Below are 19,598 nucleotides of genomic sequence, written 5' to 3'. Positions count from 1 at the left end.
ACTAATAAAATCAGTCTATAGTTTCCGTTCATTTTTTTGAAATCACAAATTCAATGAATAACTATAGGTACAATATGATAAAAACTTTTCAAAAATAATGTAAAATTCCAAAAATATCTAATTTTATTGTGAAGGAATGGCAAACCTTTAAAAAATAGTAGGCGGAGAATGGTACTTTATAAGCTAAGTGTTTTTCAAGCAGTAATTTTTAGGTGTTTAACTCAATGATCGTTTCTAATATGGTTTGACAGGTTTTTTCCAAAATTGGAATTGGAATATTAAGCGGAGGAGCTATTCTTAATGCACCGGGGCAGAATAAAAAGCTTTCTACCAGAATGTTTTTATGGTATAAACGATTGATTAATGTCCAAACTAATGATTCATTCTTGAAGTCAATGGCCATCAATAATCCAGCGCATCTTACTTCAATAATAGCTGGCGCATGCAATATTTTAATCATAAGTTCTTTCCGCAATTCAACTTCTTCCAAAATTTTTTCCTCGAAGAGGACTTTGAGACTTGCATACCCTGCTGCACATGAGACCGGATGTCCCCCAAAAGTTGAAATGTATGACAATGCTGGCTGCCTCATAAAATGCACTAATAATTGTTTAGAGGTGATCAAAGCTGCAAGAGGCATTCCTCCACCGAGCGCTTTGCCACTTAATAAAATGTCAGGACAAACACTGGTTTTTTGGAACGCAAATAAACTTCCAGTTCGGCCTAGGCCTGTTTGAATTTCATCAAAAATGAGTAAACTTCCAGTCTTATTACATTTAAATCTTAATTCTTTGAGATAAGAATCTTCTAGATGAACTACACCGGCCTCCGCTTGAACCACTTCTGTAATAACTCCTGCAGTTTTGGAATTAATGAATTCCAAATCAGAGATCTTATTGGCATCAATAAATCTGATGCCTGGAATTAAAGGTCTGAATGCCTGATTATGATCATGATCACTGCGTAATGATTCAGCAGCCAATGTGCTACCATGATAAGCCTTTCTGCACACAACAATTTCAAATCTTCCTGTAGCCTTACGACATAACTTGATTGCTGCATCTATCGTCTCGCTTCCAGTAGTTAAGAAGTACACCTGGTTTAAAGTTGGGGGTAGACATGAAGTAAGCAGTTCAGCGAGTTTAATTTGTGGGCTTTGAATATGTTCGCCATAGACCGTAGAATGTAGGTACAAATCAGCTTGATTTTTAATGGCTTCAATTACTTTTGGATGTTGGTGCCCTATATTACTTACACTAAAGCCAGAAATCATATCCACATAAGTATTGCCTTTTTGATCAATTAAAAAGCATGAAGAAGCCTTTGATATTTCAAAAGCCTGAGGAATTTCACTGGTTTGACCTATTCGATTTAAAAATTGAGATCTTGCATACATATGGAATGATTTATATATAATCCAAACATTTCAATTGAATTACAACAATAAACTCTTAAAGAAATACGATCTTTGTTGTGTATTCAATAATACAAAAATTGGAAAACATGCAAAAATCGTTACTACAACTCTTATTTTCACTTCTTTTCATGATTTCTTCGAAATCTTATGCCCAGGAAACTAAAAGTGGAGGTATAGAATTCTTCCATGGTAGTTTCAAAGAAGCATTGGCCTTGGCTGAAAAAGAAGGGAAACTTATATTTATGGACGCATTTACGGTATGGTGCGGACCCTGCAAGAGAATGGCAGCCAACACTTTTCCAGACCCAACTGTTGGTAGCTTTTTTAATGCTAATTTCATCAATATGAAAGTTGATATGGAAAAAGATGAGGGTCCCGATTTATCCATCAAATATGAAGTTAACGCCTATCCTACCTTATTATTTATAGATAAAACAGGAAAGTTAGTACATAAAGGTACTGGGGCAAGACCTCCAGATGGTCTCATAGACTTAGGAAGAGATGCATTAAAAAAGAATGACCGATCAGGTGATTATGAAAAAATGTATAATGCTGGAAAACGAGATCCTGAAACCGTTTTATTATACCTCAAAGCTTTAAATCAGGTAGGTAAACCGAGTCTAAAAATTGCCAATGAATACCTTCAGGGTCAAAAGGATCTAAGCACAAAGGAAAATTTGGAAATCATAATTGAAGGAACCACAGAAGCAGATTCTAAAATTTTTGATCAATTTATTCAATATAAAAGTGAAATCATCAAATTGAAATCAAAGGAAACTTTTGAATCCAGAGTCAATGGTGCATGTATTAGGACCTTCAAAAAAGCATTGGAATATCGCAATGAAGATTTATTGAAGGAAGCTCAGGAAAAGATGAAACACTATCCAGAAAAATCAAATGAATTTCTGTACTCCACCAATTTAGAATATTATGGTAAAACCGGAGATTCAAAAAAATATTTAGTAGCTGCCAAATCATATGCTTCCAAGGTGGTAAAAAAAGATGCTTCTAAATTAACTCAACTTGCAAGCACCAGTATAAATTATTTTCGAACAGACCATAACATTAGCGCTTTTGCTGAAAAATTAGCTAAAAAAGCCATGCAAAACGGAGGTCTTAGCGAACAATATTTATTATATGGCAATATTTTAAAAATGAATGGTAAACATAAAGAAGCTATAGCTATCTTAAAAAAAGGTAGAGACCGTGCCAAAGAAAAATCAGAGAATACGATGCATTTCGACCAATTACTACAATCATTGGAGAATAAATAATAAGCACCGATATTGAAGGGCTAAGGTTGATCTAGATCATAACTTCAAAAATAAAACGGCTTGGATAAAGGTAAAATGTTATATACATATTGGATGTAATTAATGATAAAACATAAAGTGTTTTGTTCTTCAATGTTTAAAAAAATCTAATGTACTTGCCAGCACATATACCATTTCATAAGTTTTAATAATCTGCTAATTCATGTCTGGAATTAAACTAAATTGGAAGATCTAATTGCTTGATTAGCCTAATTTCTTTACAGTAATTTTCAAAGGCGAATTAGGTATAATGGAATTACAATAAAAAATTATACCGACAATAAGAATATGTGAACAAGTATAAATTGATATAAAAAAAACTGCCAATAATTTATTGTATAAACTATTGGCAGTTTTTAAATATTTTAAATTATTCTATCTCCAAATTGGATTAAATTCAGTACGTCTATTTTGTTGACGACCTTCTTTAGTTTTATTATCACCGATAGGGTTATTCTCTCCATTTCCTTTTGAAGATAAACGGTTTGCAGCTATCTTTTTAGAAATTAAATAATCCATACATGCTTTTGCTCTTCTTTCAGAAAGTTTTTGGTTGCGTTCAGGTTCACCAACATTGTCCGTATTGCCTTCAATGCTTACCATCATTTCAGGATATTTGTTAAGTACAGAAACTACGGCATCTAAGTTTTTATAAGAAGCCTTAGTTATAGTGGAAGTTGCAGTTTCAAATTGAACAGCGCGCATAGCTACATCCAACACTTTTTTGTCTTCAACTTTAATTTCAGGACAGCCTTTATTAGCAGCTACTCCTGGGGTATTAGGGCATTTATCTAAATTATCAGCGATTCCATCGCCATCGGTATCCGGACATCCGTTAAATTTACCAGCTACAGTTGGACAAGGGTCATTTGCATCTTCTACACCATCTTTATCTTGATCCTTAATTTCAGGACAACCGCTATTGGAAGCAGGGCCAGGTTGGTTTGGACATTTATCATCCTTATCTGCAACGCCATCCTTATCTGAATCCGGACAACCCATAACGATTCCTGCTACCGTTGGACATTTGTCATCTTTGTCGGCAACTCCATCTTTATCTGAATCCGGACAACCTTTTAATGTTCCTGCTACATCAGGACATTTATCATCAACATCATAAACGCCATCATGATCTTTATCAGAAGGGCAGCCCATATTGTCAGCTACTCCGGCTAAAGTCGGACATTTATCATCTTTATCAGGAATTCCATCCGCATCTGTATCCGGACAGCCATTTAATGTACCAGGAACATCAGGACACATATCATCTTTATCTGCTAAACCATCGCGATCAGAATCTTTTGGTTTGCCCAATATAGATGCTCTGATACCAATAGCGTGCTGCCAATTATCATAGCCATCTTCGAATGCAAATCGATAATCAGATTGGGCTACAATACTGAACAACTCATTAATTCTGAAATCTACACCTAAACCGACAGGCGCTTGAACGAACCCATTATCAAAGTTTTGAGAAACACCTCCAATACCAGCGTAAACAAAAGGAGATACCAATTTTCCACGGAAAAAGTGAAGATTTAGTAAGGCATCCAATCCAGCATAATATTGGCTGCGGGTATAGGAATCCACTGTTTTTGTAGATTCATTATATATTGGAAAATTAGCAGCACCCATTCTTAAAGGAATGCTAAGTGATAATAGTTTTCCAAAATGACGACTATAACCAATTTCAAAGGCATGATTCAGATCTGTAAAAAGGTCTTTGTTGTCATTGTTTGGTGAGTGGAAATTAATCCAAACTGGTTTTACAGTTAGGGTATTCACAGGAAGATCCTGCCCGTAAACAGTACTTAATACCGCTAAACACAGGATAAAGTTCAATAATAATTGTTTCATGAAAGGGGAATTAAAAAATGAATTAATAAAATAGAGTATCAACATTAATACTCAAATAACTTTAAAAGTGAGTCAAAATTAGTACTTTTTAGGTAAATATTAAAAAATATACTATATAAAGGGACTGATTTTACTTAATAATGATTTAAATTCAAAAATAAAAAAAAGATTTAATTATAAAAAAGCAAAGGAATTACAAATTATGCACATTAATAATTTGCTTTTATTTATTTCTTGTCTAATTTTTGTAGAGATTCCTTACAACCATTTTATATCTTTCAAGGGTAGGATTATCCTTTATTTAAAACTTTTAAAATGTATTATTAATGGAACTCTATACGCTTATCTGTGGTTTCATGACTACCTTTGCCGATCATATGATAAAGGAAATAAGCTAATATGTCGTTTAATTATTCTGCACTTTTTCAAAATCGTGAATTAAAATATTACGAATTAGTAAATAAGCATCAAGTTTCCGTTATTATCTCTAATTATGGGGCTAGAATATTAAAGATCAAATGTCCCAATAAAAATGGCAATATGGATGATATTGTAGGGGGGTTCGATAGCATCCAAGAATACCTCAATAGAAATCAATATTACGGCGCTATTTGTGGGAGATATGCCAATAGAATTGCTTATGGTAGATTTACTTTAGATCATACTGATTTTCAATTAGACATTAATCATCCACCACATCATCTACATGGAGGTACTCATGGGATTCATACTAAAATATGGGAGATCCAAGTAGAAGATAATTCATCATTAAAAGCAACACTTAAATGTGATTCGGGAGAGATGGGTTATCCAGGAAATTTAAATATAAGTTTGTATTTTAAATTGAACGATGACAACCAATTAGTGCTTAAGTATGAAGCCACTTCAGATTTAGACACCATCATTAATCTTGCACCACATTCGTATTTTAATCTTGGAGGAACAGAAAATATACTAGATCATAGATTGCAAATTCATGCCCATCAAATTACCGAGATTGATACCGATTGTATTCCAACCGGTCATTTTTTGAATATTGAAAATACAGATTTGGATTTTAATTTACCGAAGTGCATTGGTGAGGACATTCAATCAACAATGAACCAAATGCAAATTTGTAAGGGGTACGATCACAACTATGTCTTACTTAAAGATCGTGATCTTAATAAGCCAGTAGCCATATTATCCGAGTATAATTCAGGCAGAACATTATCCATTTATACCTCACAACCCGGATTGCAATTATATACTTGTAATTGGGGAGATAAAACTGAAATAGGAAAGGGAAACAAAATTTACAGAACAAGATCATTTGTTTGTTTGGAACCACAACATTTTCCGGATAGTCCCAATCACAATCATTTCCCGACTACAGTGTTAAAAGTAAATGAAACGTATTCACATTATACTATTTATGAATTTGGAACTCTATAAATGCAACTACATAAAGTATTAATCAAATCTGTGTTTATCTTGCTAAAGCAAATTTTAGCAGAACAACAATATGCCGATAAAGCTATTGAAAAATTATTTAAGGCCAACCCCATATTTGGTGCACGTGATCGTGCGTTTATAGCAGAAACGGTATATGATATCATTCGATATTTTAGACTGTATAAATACTGTAGTCAAACCGATGATGATTTTTGGAAAATGACGGCATGTTATTTTTTAATTAAAGGAATTGATCTGCCGCCCTGGATGGACTTAAGTCAGCAAGAACGAGAGACTATGTTAAGTCGATATGCAGAGGGAATAAAAATTAGAGTAATCCGCGAATCTATTCCGGATTGGATGGATTCAATGGGGGAGCGAGAAATACCCGAACTGTGGGATGAAGAAATTAAAGCGCTGAACACACAAGCACAGGTTGTACTTAGAGTCAATACGCTGAAAACCACAAGAGAAAAACTAAAAAAATTACTTGAGCTGGAAGGCATTTTTTGTAATATTTCTGATGATCATCCTGATGCTTTGATATTAACAAAAAGAAAAAATGTTTTTTCATCGCCCTTATTTAAATCTGGTCACTTTGAAATTCAGGATGCATCTTCACAACAAGTTGCACCATTTTTGGAGGTACAACCTGGCATGCGCGTTATTGATGCTTGTGCAGGCGGTGGAGGCAAAGCTTTACATTTAGCATCTATGATGAACAATAAAGGAAGTTTAATCTGTCTGGATACTGAATTATGGAAACTGGATGAATTAAAGAAAAGATCTAAACGCAATGGAGTCAATATTATTGAAACACGACTCATTGAGAATAATAAAACCATAAAGAGACTTTACAATTCAGCTGACAGATTATTACTGGATGTCCCATGTAGCGGCATGGGTGTATTGAGACGCAATCCGGATGCTAAGTGGAAATTGAATAAAGAATTTATGGATCGGGTTAAACTAATGCAGAGAGAAATACTCTCACAATATTCGAAAATGATTAAACAGGATGGAAAATTAGTTTATGCCACATGCAGTATATTTCCTTCTGAAAATCAACAGCAGGTCCAATTATTTTTGGAAACAAATCAACAATTTAAATTGGATGCTGAACAAATTATTCTTCCAAGTCAATCAGGATTTGATGGTTTTTATATGGCGCGTTTGAAAAAAATAACTGAGAACAATGAGTTCATAATAGACGATTCAAATCCATAAATATTTTAATAAAAATTGATCTATTGTCTTGCATTTTATTTTATTTCTATTTAAAAATCATTTCAATTCGAGTTAAATCTTTTTGAACCATTTTTATAGGGGTAAATCATTCAAAGTAAAGCAAGAAAACTAAACCTTGAATAAGTATGTAATTGCGCGTACAGACCAATTTCATATGAGATTCTTAGCCTTTATGTTTGATAAAAGGCTCATTTATGCTTAACTTGCCTCCATTCAGGAAATGCAACTAACTATTAAAAGAACTGCAATATTATTAACCTCGATATTAATGCTTTATATCGTAGGAATTTTTTTTATATATATCTTTATTAATTTTATTGCCTTTACCCCAGTAAGACATACATCATCCACTAAATATAATCTATCTGGTTCTTTTAAAGAATTCAAATTGAAACATCCGAATGAAGAACAAATAAATGTATTGTACTTCAAATCTTCTATTCCAGCTAAAGCCACTGTACTTTTTTTGCATGGTGCCAGACAAAGTGCTGACGCTTGGGCTGCTTATGTACCGGCTTTTACAGAAAGAGGTTTGAATGTAGTTATTCCAGATTATAGAGGATATGGTAAATCTTATGGAAATCCTTCTGAAATAAATTGGTATGAAGATGGTCAATTGACCTATTCATGGTTAAAAACCAGGATGCATGAAGATAGTATTATTATTTATGGCGCAGGACTTGGAACTGCTGTTGCAAGTTATTTAGCTACCTTAAATCCAGCTCGATTTGTTATTTTAGAAAATCCAATTTATGGTTTGAGAAACTGGATTCGAAGTCATTATCCGGCATTACTGTTGCCTTATGAATTGAAGTATGATTTTAATGTTTATGAATATCTTCCCAATAGTATAAGCCCTACTTATATCCTGCAAAGTAACCGATCCAGAGAATGTACACCAGAGGAAGCTATTCAATTGCAACAGTTGTTAACTGATCCAAATAACATGATACCCATTGATCAGGAACAAAATGTAGATATTTTCGAAACAACTGATTACACAAAATTTTTAGACCAATTAGCAAAGGTGTTATAATAAATGAGTCAGCGATCTAAATTAGAAAAGTTTGCCGAAAATCTTACTTTTCCAAATGTATTTGAGAATTTGAGTTACAAGGAGCCAAAATTAATGGTTCATTATAACCAATTCGTGGATTATAAAGGTTCCTGGAATGCTTCGTATTTTAAGAACAATCAAGAACTTATATTAGAGCTTGCCTGTGGAGGTGGAGAATATTGTGTAGGCATGGCGCAGTTGATTCCAAATCGGAACTATATAGGTATTGATATTAAGGGAGCTCGAATGTGGAAGGGCGCATCTCAATCGTTAAATCTGAAACTTAATCAAGTCGCTTTTGTAAGAACCCGAATTGAATTGCTTACTGCTTTTTTTGATCAGCGAGAAGTTGATCAAATCTGGATAACTTTTCCGGACCCATTTTTGAATCATGGTAAAGCTATAAAAAGATTAACATCGAATTATTTTTTAGACATTTATTCCCAAGTATTAAAATCAGAAGCCTTATTACATCTTAAAACGGATGACCCAACATTATATCAATTTAGTCTACAGTCAATAGATGCACATCCAAAATATAAAATTATTTATACGGATGATGATATATACGACAAGCCTTTATATTGTCCGGAATTAGCCATCAAAACCCATTACGAAAAAAAACATCTTGCTAAAGGTTTAAAAATTAAATATATTTGTTTTAAATACGTGGAATAATTATAAGATCCAATTTTGCTCATTACTTTTAATTCAGGGTTATGTTGAGTTTTAAAAATGAATATGAATCATGCAAGAGTTTAGTTTACGGTCAATTATTTTTTATTGTTGCATTGATCATAGGAAAGGAAATTTTTAATTTAATCGGATATTCCCTTCAGGATATAGGTCCTAAAATTTTTGTTTTATTGGCTAGTGGACTGTATGGACTGGTACTCTACAATATGATTCGAATTTCCACAGAACATCGATTGATTAAAAAGTTGGTGCTCTATGCCATATTATTCATTTTTATTACTACTTTAATATTGGAGAATCCATTTTATGATTTAGAATTTTTAAAACGAACCGGATTGATATTAGTGCATATTACCTTATTTATTCTTGAAATGTCTGTGCTGATATTTTTTATCCAGGATTTATTAAGTGATAAAAAAACAATGCAAGCTAAATTATGGGCATCTGTAGCAACTTATTTAACCATTATCATTTCTTGGGGTGGATTTTATGATCTCATGTCACTGATCATCCCTGGTGCTATGGGACTTACTTTTCCACTTGGGATGGAAAATTATGCGGAATGCATTGGTTATAGTCTAGGCATCGTTTCATTCAATGATGGAATTATGCATCCTATTCCACTGATTACTCAGTTGAGTAAAATTCAATCGATTTGGTGTAGTATGTTTTTGATCTTTCTAATCAGTCAATTCAAATCTAAAGTCAAGCAGGAACAATAATTCCCAATATTTATTTTTGATTCAAATATACATCAATTACTTCCTGAATAGCTTTATGAATTACAGCTTGCGGATTGGTACTAAACTGATTTGAAATGCGATTGGCTAAAATGCAATTCACTGAAATGGCTTGATGGCCTAATACTTTTGCCATGCCATAAATGGAAGCTGTCTCCATTTCAAAATTCGTAATAATTTGTTGATGAATGAATAAGGTATTTAATTTACTAATCAATTGGGTTGAGACTGTTTGTCCACGTAACATTCTTCCTTGAGGAGCATAAAAACCGGGACAGGATGCAGTTATTCCGGTTCTAAAATGATTTGAAAATAAATTTAATAATGGATCTGAAGCTTTAACGAAATAAGGATCTATAAATGGTAAATCCAAATGTTCTTTAATTTTTTTTGCAATTACAATATCGCGCTCTAATGCATAAAAGTGAAGTAAATGATCTAATCCAAGACCATATTCAGATACCAAAATAGAATTGATTTCAATGTCATTCTGTAAACTACCTGATGTTCCAATTCGGATTAATTGTAATGATTGTTTTTCTGCTTTAATTTCCCGAAGTCCAAAATCTATGTTAACCAAAGCATCTAATTCGTTCAATACAATATCTATATTATCTGAACCTATACCTGTACTTAATACAGTAAGTCTTTTATTGCCTATGTAGCCGGTATGTGCTATGAATTCTCTATTGGATTTTTTTAATTCTATGAAGTCAAAGTGTTTTGAAACTTCTGGTACTCTATTTTGATCGCCCACTAAAAATATAGTAGGAGCTATATCTTCTGGCAACAAATTCAAATGGTAAATGGATCCATCTGGATTGAGTATGAGTTCTGATGCTTTTAGGGAGTTATTCATTATTTTGTGAGCACGAATTATTTTGAGTGCTCTACCAATTTTTTTATTTCGATAAGAATCGGTTCCCAACCTTTGCCATCATTGTATACATCTTTATACCTTTTTTGTCCATCAGCTGCATGTTCAAAACCATCCTGAGATACTGTTAATTCAGTATGTTCATCTATAGATCTAAGATCATAAGTAACCCTTAAATAGTTTTGTGGAATATCTTCCATTTTTGCAAAAGGGTCAATCACAGAATAAATTAATTTATTGGGATATTGCAGGTCTAAAATATATCCTTTGACAAAGACCATTTTATTTCCTTCATGTTCGCCCTCCCAAAGTAAAGCGCTACCAATGTTCCAATCAGAAATAGTCTCACAACCAAACATATATATTTTAGTTTTTTGAGGATTCACCAAAGTATCCCATACGGATTCAATTGGTGCATGAATAAATATTTGATTTGTTACAACTAATGGATTCATAGTTTTTATGATTATATAACTTGTATTTGGTTGCGCAATAAATCATCAATGGTATCCCGATTGCGAACGAGATGATGTGCTCCATTATGTACCAAAACTTCTGCGGGTTTAAATCTGGAATTATAATTGGAACTCATCGTAAAGCAGTAGGCTCCGGCATTTTCAAAACATAATATATCGCCCGGATGAATTTCCGGAATAACCCGATTACTGGCGAAGGTATCTGTTTCACAGATATAACCGACCACATTATAAACTCGTGGTTTTCCAGCCGGATTGGATATATTAAGGATATGGTGATAAGATCCATAAAACATCGGTCTTATCAAATGATTCAAACCTGAATCAACACCCGCAAAAACCGTGGATGGAGTTTGTTTGATGACATTCGTTTTGACTAAAAAAAAGCCGGATTCAGAAACCAAATATTTGCCGGGCTCAAAAAATAATTTCAATTTACGGCCGTATTCACTACAAAATTGATTAAATTTCAGAGATAACATTTCACCGATTTCTTCAACATCTGTGCATACATCATCTTCTTTATAAGGTACTTTTAAACCACTACCAAAATCAATAAACTCCAGATCTGAAAATTTTCGGGCAACATCAAACAAAATATCTGACGCCAATCCAAACACACCAGGGTCTAAAATATCTGATCCGGTATGCATATGAAGCCCATTAATATTTAATTTTAAAGCCTTGACCAGTCGTTCTACTAAAGGCATTTGATAAATAGAAATTCCAAACTTAGAGTCAATGTGCCCCACACTAATTTTATCATTTCCACCGGCCATAACATGGGGATTAATCCGAATACAAATTTTAGTATCCGGATAATGCTGACCAATGTATTCAAGGGTTTCTATATGATCAATGTTGATTTGGACCCCAAGACTGATGGCCATTTCGATCTCGTCAGGACCTACACAATTGGGTGTATAAATAATTTCACTGGGATCAAAACCTGCATGAATTCCGGTCCAAATCTCTTGGATAGATACAGTATCTAAACCTGCGCCCCAGGATTTCAATAATCTCAAAATATTAATATTATTCAATGCTTTGCAAGCGAAGTGTATGCCAAGTTCAGGTACATTAAAAGCATGCTTCAAGCGATCCAATTGTCGTTTAATAATTTCACTATCGTATACATAAAGGGGTGTTTGATATGTTTTGACTAATTCTAAAACATCTATTCCCTGAACCCTAAAAACACCATTTTCTAATTTCATTAATCCTTAAAATTTTAATCTATAAAATAAATATATTGTCATGCTAGGTTTTAGGTTACGGACTCCATGCCAACAATAATTGTATTTGCTGTCAATTGAGTTGTAAACATTAGAATTCTAAAATTTAAGAATTGCCTTTCAAAATTTATAAATCGCAACAAGTTTGATGTTGGTTATAAGGTCAATTCCTATTCAATTGCTAGCTTCTAATTTCATGTAAAAGTAAATAATTTTTTCGCCTTCGAGCTAGGCATTTTTGTTTTGAGTTATATCGCAATCCTACTAAAGTGATTTGACAAAATATAATTTGGTAAACGAGGGGACAATAATTATGTTCGGTTAATTATACTAAATGAATTCCATCATCAATTACAGCTTCAAAAATATCGGGTAAGAAACCAAATTGATCATAATAAGCTTTTCCAATTTCATTTGAATATTTTTGAACATCACTGGATTGGAGCAAATGTAATGTACTACCCCCAAATCCTCCTCCCATCATTCTGGCACCATGATTTATGGGATTGGATTTTGCAAAATCTATCAAAAAATCCAGTTCTGGACAACTGACGCTATATTTATATCGTAACCCCTCGTGGCCTGAAAAAAGTAAGCTGGATAAATCGTGGATATTATGGTCTTTTAAGCCTAGCGCGAATGATTTAACACGCTCATTTTCTTCTAGAACATAAGACAAATAATCCAGTTCGGTGGGAGTTAAGTGTGGCAAAGAGGTATTTAATTGACCAATATTAAGCCCACTGATAGCCTTAAGATTAGGTATATATTTCTGAAGTTTTGAAGTTATTGTAGCACAGGCTGAACTTCTGGAATTATAATCGGTATCGACTAATTTGTGTTTCACTTTAGTGTCGACTATAAGCCACACCATATCATTAAGTTGTGCATTAATGTATTCGAATTCCCAAGTGTCACAATGAATGAGTAGGGCATGATCTTTTTGCCATTGAAAATTGAAATCTGGTCCATCATTCCGCCCATTAGTCCTGAAGCTTGTTCAGCCCTAACAGACATTTGAGTCATTTCTGCAGTTGAAAAGTTCCAATTGAACAGTTCGTTTAACCCAAATAAAAAACCACAACAAATGGCAGATGAAGAAGACAAACCTGCTCCCGAAGGTAAAGTTGAGGTAAAATCGAGGCTAAATGGAGGTATTTGAATCCCTCTTTGTTTCAACAAGTCTATGACACCCTTAAAATAAACCAGCCAATCCAGCTTAACTGAACTGGACTCAGTCCACGAGTTGTGAACATCCAGAGCATTAATCTGAGTCGTTTCAGACTTTGAAAGGCCAATAAAAACGGCCCTGTCTATTGCTGCAGGCAGGCAAAGGCCCTGGTTATAGTCCGTATGTTCCCCAATTAAATTAATCCTACCGGGTGATTTAACGACTATTTCATGATGTCCAACAGCCTCAATACATTGTTTTTCAGTCATATTATAAGTGCAAAATGCAACTCAAAGCTATGAAACCGACAAAAACTTTTAAGGATTTAGTGATGAATACCTACATATTTCTATATTTGCACTCCAATTCAGGGTCGGGTGGCCGAGTGGCTAGGCTCAGCTCTGCAAAAGCTGCTACAGCGGTTCGAATCCGCTCTCGACCTCAAAAAGTATTTCCCTTTATCAATTATGGTAAAGGGATTTTTTATTTTAGTCTCATTATCAATGCTTTATGAAAATATAGGCATTTTACTTTATCACCCTTTATAAAGGATAATAAACTAATTTGTACACCTAAAACTACACCTGAATGGATATTTATATTATATTTGAGTATAAATTCTATTCATGAAACAAAATCATTTCTTTGAATTAAAATCTAATGGTGATCCTTCTAAAGAAACTTCAATCCGATACAGAAGCCATTTTAATGGTGGGAGGTTTATATACGGAACAGGTGTCAAAATATACCCAGAATTGTGGGACAAAATCAATCAGAAACCAATTAAAGACAAAGGTATAATCAGGGAATATAAAACCCAGATCCCTAATTTGGATTCATTGCTTACCAATATTGAAATCAGATTGAACAATATTACCAACGAAGTTGATGGATATTTAAGTAATTGTAAATTCAATAGTCAGGCTATAAATGAACGAGATCTTAAAAACCGACTAAATGCTAATATTAAGCAATCTGAGAACACAATAAAAGAAAGTCCTAAAAAACTTAAAAAAGAAATTAATGGTGAAAAAATTGATAAAAATTTCATTTGTGACTATTTAATTGCATTTATTTATGAAATTAGGAATGGCTCTAGGACAATTGCAACTGGAAAAAGTAAAGGTAATAGATACACTTTGGGTACAATTAAAAATTATTCTGGACTTCTTGTACAGTTAAAAAGTTTTGAATATTCAAAAAATCAAAAATTAAAATGGACAGATCTCTCCATTACGTTTTATAACGATTTTCTGCTTTTTGGCAATACCAATAAACTTAGTAAAAATTTTATTGGCAGACTAATTAAGCAATTAAAAGTTATTTCCCAAGCGTCAATGGACGAAAATATTCACACAAACAATATATTCAGGGATAGAAGATTTGAAACACTTTCTGAAAGAGTTATGAATATCGCATTGACTGAACAAGAGCTTGAAAGCCTTTATAATTTGGACCTACCAATAGATTCCAACTTGAACTTAATCCGTGATCTCTTTTTGGTGGGGTGTTATACAGCTCAAAGATGGAGTGATTATAGTAAATTAACCGAAACAAACATTCATGACAACAAAATAATCCTTATTCAACAAAAAGGCAAAGAAAAAATAATTATCCCTATAAAACCAAATTTAAAAACAATTCTGAATAAATATCCAAATGGATTTCCAAAGATAGCAGAACAAACCTTTAACATTAAAATTAAAGAGATAGGAGAAAAAGCAGGATTCACAAATTTAGTTCAAATTAAAAAAACAAAAGGAGGAATAACAGAGGTTAATGAATATCCTAAGTATGAACTTATTTCATCCCATACAGCACGAAGGACAGGAGCTACATTAATGTTTAAAGATAATATCCCTGCACTTGCAATTATGAAATTTACAGGACATAAAACTGAATCCAGTTTTATGAAATACATAATGATAGATGAAGAAGAAAATGCGAAATTACTTGAGAATCATCATTATTTTAATTCATAATCAATAATTATTCAAATGAAAATACAGGATATATATAAACAATTGACTAAACTTCCACTAGAAGATGTATATTCTACAAATTTTGCGAACAAAATCATTACAAGCGAACTCCTTAATTTAAAAATGCAATCATTTCAGCTTTATTATTCCGACTGTAATGAATTTAATAAAAGAAAGATAAAAGATTTTACAGAAACTATTGAAGATATAATTGAAAATGAGAATTTAAAAGTTTTTCCATCTTACTTAGAAATTTATTTAGATAAGCTATACAGGCCAAATGGTTTAAAAAATTACGGATATAATTCTGTACTTCAATTGATAATTTCTAGTGAACTAGAAATTAATCAAAATCGCTATGAGTTGGTCAGTAAATTTGAAGAAAAATTAATACAAAAACCTTGGTTAACTTCAAATGATAAAAAACTGTGGACCGACTTTAAAGAGAAAAGAAATAGAGTACTTATAATTGAAGAATATATCTATTCACTTGAACAAGATTTACGAAATGACTTTTCAATAAATAGCTATGATCCTTTAGAAGAATCCAAATACCTTGAAATTCATACAAAGCACATAAATGCATTAAAATTAGAAATTGCAGAGATTAATTTGTTTGAAAACAGTAAAGATAAGATACCATATTTAGAAATGTTAATTGCATACTTCTTTGAATTGTCAAAAATACCTGTAAACTATTGGAATAGATCTAATGAAAAATTATCAGGAAAAAGTTTAGAAAAAATTCAACAAACATTTAAATTGAATTTACTACATCAATTCGGCATAATTGAATTTTTAAAGCAAGTTTGGACAAAAAATAATGTTTCTATGGGATTGGAATTTCTACTTGAAAAACTAATAAATGAACCTCATGGTTCAATACAACCAAGATTATCGTCCAAACAAGACCCTAAACTTAGGACTAAATCTGCTGATAAAAAATTACAAGAATTCTTAGATAATTTTAAATTGGAAATAGACAAAATCAAATTGCCATAACAATTAATTTTCAATCTTAGGGAATCCTCATGTTTTCCCTACTCACATTCGCCATAAATTTGATTCAAATATTAAATTATGGAAATTACTCTAATAACGAATGATCAACTCCAGTATCTGATTAATGAAGTAGTTAAGAGGCTTGAAACTATTATAGTTGATTCCAAAAGGAACGACGGTACCACTAAAGAATGGTTAAGTGCAAAAGAGGTCTGCTCGATTTTGCAAATTAGCAACACAACTCTGCATGCATGGTCCAATCAAGGAATATTAAAAAAATATAAGATTAATAGACGTATCATGTTTAAAAATGATCAGATTGATAGTTCAATGATAAGGATTGTCTCTAAAAGATTGCAACAAAAATGAATCAAGGGTCTATTATTAATATATTAAAATTTTAAACAGTGCATTTTACAAAATTCAAAGCAGTATAAAATTAGGAATAGAATATTATGAAAAAATGCAAATACTCGTTATCATAATTACGAATAGTTCTGAGGGCAAAATTTATTTCTAGTTATAAATTATTAAAATAGATTTTTATTGTGCTCAATTTTTAACTTATTGAATCTACCAAAATTAAAGGGTCCACCAACTGTCTCAATGTAAAAGTTTCCATTTCTAGATCCTTTGGGTTTCTTCAATTTTGAGTAATTTGTCATCCGTAACTATATCTTCAGATGTTGAATTCAAATGCATACTCCAAGTTTTACCTTCCTTAATTTCATCCGTTCCTATAAATTATATTAATTACTATAATGAAGAAAAACCTATATAGTTGTTTACTTAATATCCTTTACAATTTTTTACCACTCACCATTTCCTGAATCCATAATTTTGCAACATAAGTTAACGGTGCATTTATCCACCTAGTAACGGTGATCTGTGCATTTTGTATATTTTTAGTGATATCAACACCTTCGGAATTATCTATAATGCCATACTTATTACCAAACACGCTAAACAACATTCCCATTTGGCTGCTATGTCGATGCCATTTGATGACGGCAATATCTTCTGGAATACTTTGTGCTGCATTAGCAGTGTTCCATTTCAAAGTAGTTTCCAAATTAGTGTTGACAAATATCACATACTGATCATAACCAACTTCCTTTAATTGTGTATAATGTTTCTTGATTGTTGATATATCAGAGGCAGTCCCAGATATTATTAAACCCATTCTGCCTTCAATATATCTATCCAAAGATCTACAGGTGATATCCTTTACCTTTTTACTGACTGGACCTATAATGCCAACTGCATCGTTGATATGTGCTAAATTCAATGTGTCTGTTATCTTTTTTAACACATCAATAAAAGCTGCATCAGTTTCCACTAATTTTAGCCCATATGAAGTTAATGCCAGTTTGTCAATCATATATGATTTACTTGCTTCTGATCCACCGACTATAAATATGGCTTTAAATATATTTGGATCATACTGACCGGCGGCAAATACTTCATGAATTAATTCATTCAGTTTCATTATCATTATTTAATTTTGGAAATATATATTTAAGATTATCAGATATTTGCAATTTATCAACGAATTGAGTTTTAAGTTGAAGTATTTCATCGTAGTAATTAATTTTTTTCTGAGTCCAGTGAGACCATAAAGCCATATTAAAAGATGGTTTATATTTCGTTTTTATATATTGAAGTTCATCTTCCAGTTCTTGGATTTTTAATAAAAAGTAACTTTCTGTATTATTATTTATGAGATCAACAAATTGATTATATCGAAATTTCATATCATCTAAATTATCTTTATGAGATTTTATAGCCATTTTAAAATAATCACTTTGTTCATTAACATGATCCAATTTATGTTGCAGGACAATCATATCCCATACAAATTCAAAATGGGTTCCATTCTTTAAAATACTCATTTTAGCTATTTAAAAACATTGATATTAAAATTAGATCGTCTTTATTCATAGGAAACTTATTGTTGGGTTAGATATTTTCAAGAATTTTAATAATAGTCTTATCCAATTTTTCCCAAGGAAATTGATTTCTTCCAAAGTGTCCATAGGCTGCCGTTTCTTTATAAATTGGTCTCTTTAAATCCAATGCACTTATAATTCCATCTGGACGTAAATCAAAAACTTTGGAGATTTGTTGTGCAATGAATTCATCAGCTTTACTACCAGTACCATGTGTATTCAAATATATCGAAGTAGGTTCTGCTAGTCCAATAGCATATGATATTTGAACTGTACATCGTTCAGCAAGTCCAGATGACACAATATGCTTGGCTACATATCGGGCAGCATAAGCAGCACTGCGGTCCACTTTGCTTGGATCTTTACCACTGAATGCACCGCCTCCATGAGGGCAACTACCACCATACGTATCTACGATAATCTTTCTACCAGTTAGTCCAGTATCTCCATGTGGACCACCTATTGTAAAACTTCCAGAAGGATTGATTAATATTTTAAGATTTGAATCATTGAAATACTGATGAATGAGAGGAAGAATTAGCTCGCTTTTTAGGATGCGTGTAATTTCATCTTGACTGATTTCCTCTATATGTTGAGTAGACAACACAATGGTTTCAATTCCAATTGGTATATCATTTTTATATGCCACAGTAACCTGACATTTGGCATCTGGACGAATCCAGCTATAATTGCCACTTTTACGCATCTCTGTTAATCGCCTCATCAATTGATGAGATAAAGTAATTGGCAAAGGCATTAGTTCTTTGGTCTCTTTGCATGCATATCCAAACATGAGTCCTTGATCTCCAGCACCACCATCTAATACACTGTTATTTATCTCAGAAGACTGTTCATGTAGCAAATTGATGTAAGCTGCAGTGGCATAATCAAATCCTACAACGGGATCATCATAACCAATTTGTCTAATAACATCTCTAGCGACTGCTACAACATCTACATGGGCTGTACTACATATTTCTCCTGCTATCACCAATTGTCCAGTAGTAATAAGACATTCGCAAGCGACTTTGGCATTCGGATCTAATTCGAGATAGGCATCAAGAATGGCATCTGAAATTTGGTCGGCCACTTTATCTGGATGGCCTTCGGAAACTGATTCACTAGTAAAAAGAAAATTATTCAT

The 19,598-nt window shown here is 32.7% G+C and carries 19 protein-coding genes and 1 tRNA gene; 10 read left to right on the top strand and 10 right to left on the bottom strand.

The window, feature by feature from the left end:
- Positions 1–208 precede the first annotated feature (208 nt).
- Positions 209–1,396, bottom strand: a complete 1,188-nt coding sequence (locus tag IPK88_04425) for an aspartate aminotransferase family protein (protein MBK8242649.1) — start codon at positions 1,394–1,396, stop codon at positions 209–211.
- A gap of 107 nt (positions 1,397–1,503) precedes the next feature.
- Between IPK88_04425 and IPK88_04420 the strand changes: the two genes are divergently transcribed.
- Positions 1,504–2,691 carry a DUF255 domain-containing protein gene (locus tag IPK88_04420; GenBank protein MBK8242648.1) on the top strand — a complete coding sequence of 396 codons (1,188 nt, stop codon included), beginning with the start codon at positions 1,504–1,506 and terminating at the stop codon, positions 2,689–2,691.
- 414 nt (positions 2,692–3,105) lie between these two features.
- Here the strand turns inward: IPK88_04420 and IPK88_04415 are convergent, their stop codons facing one another.
- On the bottom strand, positions 3,106–4,587 hold the full coding sequence (locus tag IPK88_04415; protein ID MBK8242647.1) for an OmpA family protein: 1,482 nt from the start codon (positions 4,585–4,587) through the stop codon (positions 3,106–3,108).
- A 399-nt stretch (positions 4,588–4,986) separates the two neighbouring features.
- On the opposite strand from IPK88_04415, the gene IPK88_04410 reads away from it, so the two are divergent.
- From IPK88_04410 to IPK88_04390, 5 genes are all read left to right on the top strand, one after another.
- Entirely contained in the window at positions 4,987–6,021 is a 1,035-nt protein-coding gene (locus IPK88_04410) for a galactose mutarotase (protein ID MBK8242646.1), read from the top strand.
- Positions 6,022–7,248 (top strand): RNA methyltransferase, encoded by a 1,227-nt coding sequence (locus IPK88_04405; protein MBK8242645.1) that lies wholly within the window; start codon positions 6,022–6,024, stop codon positions 7,246–7,248.
- Between the two features lie 289 nt (positions 7,249–7,537).
- The gene (locus IPK88_04400) at positions 7,538–8,305 is read left to right on the top strand and encodes an alpha/beta fold hydrolase (protein MBK8242644.1); all 768 of its coding nucleotides are present in this window, start codon (positions 7,538–7,540) and stop codon (positions 8,303–8,305) included.
- Positions 8,306–8,308: 3 nt separating this feature from the next.
- Positions 8,309–9,004: a tRNA (guanosine(46)-N7)-methyltransferase TrmB gene (gene trmB / locus IPK88_04395; GenBank protein ID MBK8242643.1), complete on the top strand. Its 696-nt coding sequence runs from the start codon at positions 8,309–8,311 to the stop codon at positions 9,002–9,004.
- A gap of 41 nt (positions 9,005–9,045) precedes the next feature.
- Positions 9,046–9,744, top strand: coding sequence for a hypothetical protein (locus IPK88_04390; protein ID MBK8242642.1), 699 nt, complete (start codon positions 9,046–9,048; stop codon positions 9,742–9,744).
- A gap of 10 nt (positions 9,745–9,754) precedes the next feature.
- On the opposite strand, the gene IPK88_04385 is transcribed toward IPK88_04390, so the two are convergent.
- The 5 genes from IPK88_04385 to IPK88_04365 all read right to left on the bottom strand — a co-directional run bounded on the left by IPK88_04385 (position 9,755) and on the right by IPK88_04365 (position 13,790).
- Entirely contained in the window at positions 9,755–10,621 is an 867-nt protein-coding gene (locus IPK88_04385; protein ID MBK8242641.1) for a nucleoside phosphorylase, read from the bottom strand.
- A gap of 17 nt (positions 10,622–10,638) precedes the next feature.
- Positions 10,639–11,094, bottom strand: coding sequence for an SRPBCC domain-containing protein (locus IPK88_04380; protein ID MBK8242640.1), 456 nt, complete (start codon positions 11,092–11,094; stop codon positions 10,639–10,641).
- A gap of 11 nt (positions 11,095–11,105) precedes the next feature.
- Positions 11,106–12,332 carry a diaminopimelate decarboxylase gene (gene lysA / locus IPK88_04375; protein MBK8242639.1) on the bottom strand — a complete coding sequence of 409 codons (1,227 nt, stop codon included), beginning with the start codon at positions 12,330–12,332 and terminating at the stop codon, positions 11,106–11,108.
- 343 nt (positions 12,333–12,675) lie between these two features.
- Positions 12,676–13,224 carry a hypothetical protein gene (locus tag IPK88_04370; protein MBK8242638.1) on the bottom strand — a complete coding sequence of 183 codons (549 nt, stop codon included), beginning with the start codon at positions 13,222–13,224 and terminating at the stop codon, positions 12,676–12,678.
- Positions 13,209–13,790, bottom strand: a complete 582-nt coding sequence (locus IPK88_04365; GenBank protein ID MBK8242637.1) for a hypothetical protein — start codon at positions 13,788–13,790, stop codon at positions 13,209–13,211. The genes IPK88_04370 and IPK88_04365 overlap by 16 nt, the downstream gene beginning before the upstream one ends.
- Positions 13,791–13,892: 102 nt before the next feature.
- On the opposite strand from IPK88_04365, the gene IPK88_04360 reads away from it, so the two are divergent.
- The 4 genes from IPK88_04360 (at position 13,893) to IPK88_04345 (ending at position 16,874) form a co-directional block, all read left to right on the top strand.
- Positions 13,893–13,963, top strand: a tRNA-Cys gene (locus IPK88_04360).
- A gap of 184 nt (positions 13,964–14,147) precedes the next feature.
- A complete protein-coding gene (locus IPK88_04355) occupies positions 14,148–15,503 on the top strand; it encodes an integrase catalytic domain-containing protein (GenBank protein ID MBK8242636.1) in 1,356 nt (451 codons plus the stop codon).
- Between the two features lie 15 nt (positions 15,504–15,518).
- Positions 15,519–16,505, top strand: coding sequence for a hypothetical protein (locus IPK88_04350; GenBank protein ID MBK8242635.1), 987 nt, complete (start codon positions 15,519–15,521; stop codon positions 16,503–16,505).
- A gap of 78 nt (positions 16,506–16,583) precedes the next feature.
- Positions 16,584–16,874, top strand: a complete 291-nt coding sequence (locus IPK88_04345; protein MBK8242634.1) for a helix-turn-helix domain-containing protein — start codon at positions 16,584–16,586, stop codon at positions 16,872–16,874.
- A 430-nt stretch (positions 16,875–17,304) separates the two neighbouring features.
- Here the strand turns inward: IPK88_04345 and IPK88_04340 are convergent, their stop codons facing one another.
- From IPK88_04340 to IPK88_04330, 3 genes are all read right to left on the bottom strand, one after another.
- Complete coding sequence (locus IPK88_04340) at positions 17,305–17,994, bottom strand: hypothetical protein (GenBank protein MBK8242633.1); 690 nt, start codon at positions 17,992–17,994, stop codon at positions 17,305–17,307.
- A complete protein-coding gene (locus tag IPK88_04335) occupies positions 17,981–18,397 on the bottom strand; it encodes a hypothetical protein (GenBank protein MBK8242632.1) in 417 nt (138 codons plus the stop codon). The genes IPK88_04340 and IPK88_04335 overlap by 14 nt, the downstream gene beginning before the upstream one ends.
- A gap of 67 nt (positions 18,398–18,464) precedes the next feature.
- Positions 18,465–19,598 (bottom strand): methionine adenosyltransferase, encoded by a 1,134-nt coding sequence (locus IPK88_04330; protein ID MBK8242631.1) that lies wholly within the window; start codon positions 19,596–19,598, stop codon positions 18,465–18,467.

Origin of the sequence: Candidatus Defluviibacterium haderslevense, from assembly GCA_016712225.1 — a bacterium.
In the GTDB taxonomy this organism is placed as follows: domain Bacteria; phylum Bacteroidota; class Bacteroidia; order Chitinophagales; family Saprospiraceae; genus Vicinibacter; species Vicinibacter haderslevensis.
Note: the sequence above shows the minus strand (reverse complement) of the source record. Positions and strands in the feature narration are given on the sequence as shown.

What these genes read in the sequence shown, in the direction of transcription:
- IPK88_04425 (MBK8242649.1), bottom strand. Translation starts at nt 1,396, where the DNA reads ATGTATGCAAGATCTCAATTTTTAAATCGAATAGGTCAAACCAGTGAA.
- IPK88_04420 (MBK8242648.1), top strand. Translation starts at nt 1,504, where the DNA reads ATGCAAAAATCGTTACTACAACTCTTATTTTCACTTCTTTTCATGATT.
- IPK88_04415 (MBK8242647.1), bottom strand. Translation starts at nt 4,587, where the DNA reads ATGAAACAATTATTATTGAACTTTATCCTGTGTTTAGCGGTATTAAGT.
- IPK88_04410 (MBK8242646.1), top strand. Translation starts at nt 4,987, where the DNA reads ATGTCGTTTAATTATTCTGCACTTTTTCAAAATCGTGAATTAAAATAT.
- IPK88_04405 (MBK8242645.1), top strand. Translation starts at nt 6,022, where the DNA reads ATGCAACTACATAAAGTATTAATCAAATCTGTGTTTATCTTGCTAAAG.
- IPK88_04400 (MBK8242644.1), top strand. Translation starts at nt 7,538, where the DNA reads ATGCTTTATATCGTAGGAATTTTTTTTATATATATCTTTATTAATTTT.
- trmB (MBK8242643.1), top strand. Translation starts at nt 8,309, where the DNA reads ATGAGTCAGCGATCTAAATTAGAAAAGTTTGCCGAAAATCTTACTTTT.
- IPK88_04390 (MBK8242642.1), top strand. Translation starts at nt 9,046, where the DNA reads ATGTTGAGTTTTAAAAATGAATATGAATCATGCAAGAGTTTAGTTTAC.
- IPK88_04385 (MBK8242641.1), bottom strand. Translation starts at nt 10,621, where the DNA reads ATGAATAACTCCCTAAAAGCATCAGAACTCATACTCAATCCAGATGGA.
- IPK88_04380 (MBK8242640.1), bottom strand. Translation starts at nt 11,094, where the DNA reads ATGAATCCATTAGTTGTAACAAATCAAATATTTATTCATGCACCAATT.
- lysA (MBK8242639.1), bottom strand. Translation starts at nt 12,332, where the DNA reads ATGAAATTAGAAAATGGTGTTTTTAGGGTTCAGGGAATAGATGTTTTA.
- IPK88_04370 (MBK8242638.1), bottom strand. Translation starts at nt 13,224, where the DNA reads ATGGTGTGGCTTATAGTCGACACTAAAGTGAAACACAAATTAGTCGAT.
- IPK88_04365 (MBK8242637.1), bottom strand. Translation starts at nt 13,790, where the DNA reads ATGACTGAAAAACAATGTATTGAGGCTGTTGGACATCATGAAATAGTC.
- IPK88_04355 (MBK8242636.1), top strand. Translation starts at nt 14,148, where the DNA reads ATGAAACAAAATCATTTCTTTGAATTAAAATCTAATGGTGATCCTTCT.
- IPK88_04350 (MBK8242635.1), top strand. Translation starts at nt 15,519, where the DNA reads ATGAAAATACAGGATATATATAAACAATTGACTAAACTTCCACTAGAA.
- IPK88_04345 (MBK8242634.1), top strand. Translation starts at nt 16,584, where the DNA reads ATGGAAATTACTCTAATAACGAATGATCAACTCCAGTATCTGATTAAT.
- IPK88_04340 (MBK8242633.1), bottom strand. Translation starts at nt 17,994, where the DNA reads ATGAAACTGAATGAATTAATTCATGAAGTATTTGCCGCCGGTCAGTAT.
- IPK88_04335 (MBK8242632.1), bottom strand. Translation starts at nt 18,397, where the DNA reads ATGAGTATTTTAAAGAATGGAACCCATTTTGAATTTGTATGGGATATG.
- IPK88_04330 (MBK8242631.1), bottom strand. Translation starts at nt 19,598, where the DNA reads ATGAATAATTTTCTTTTTACTAGTGAATCAGTTTCCGAAGGCCATCCA.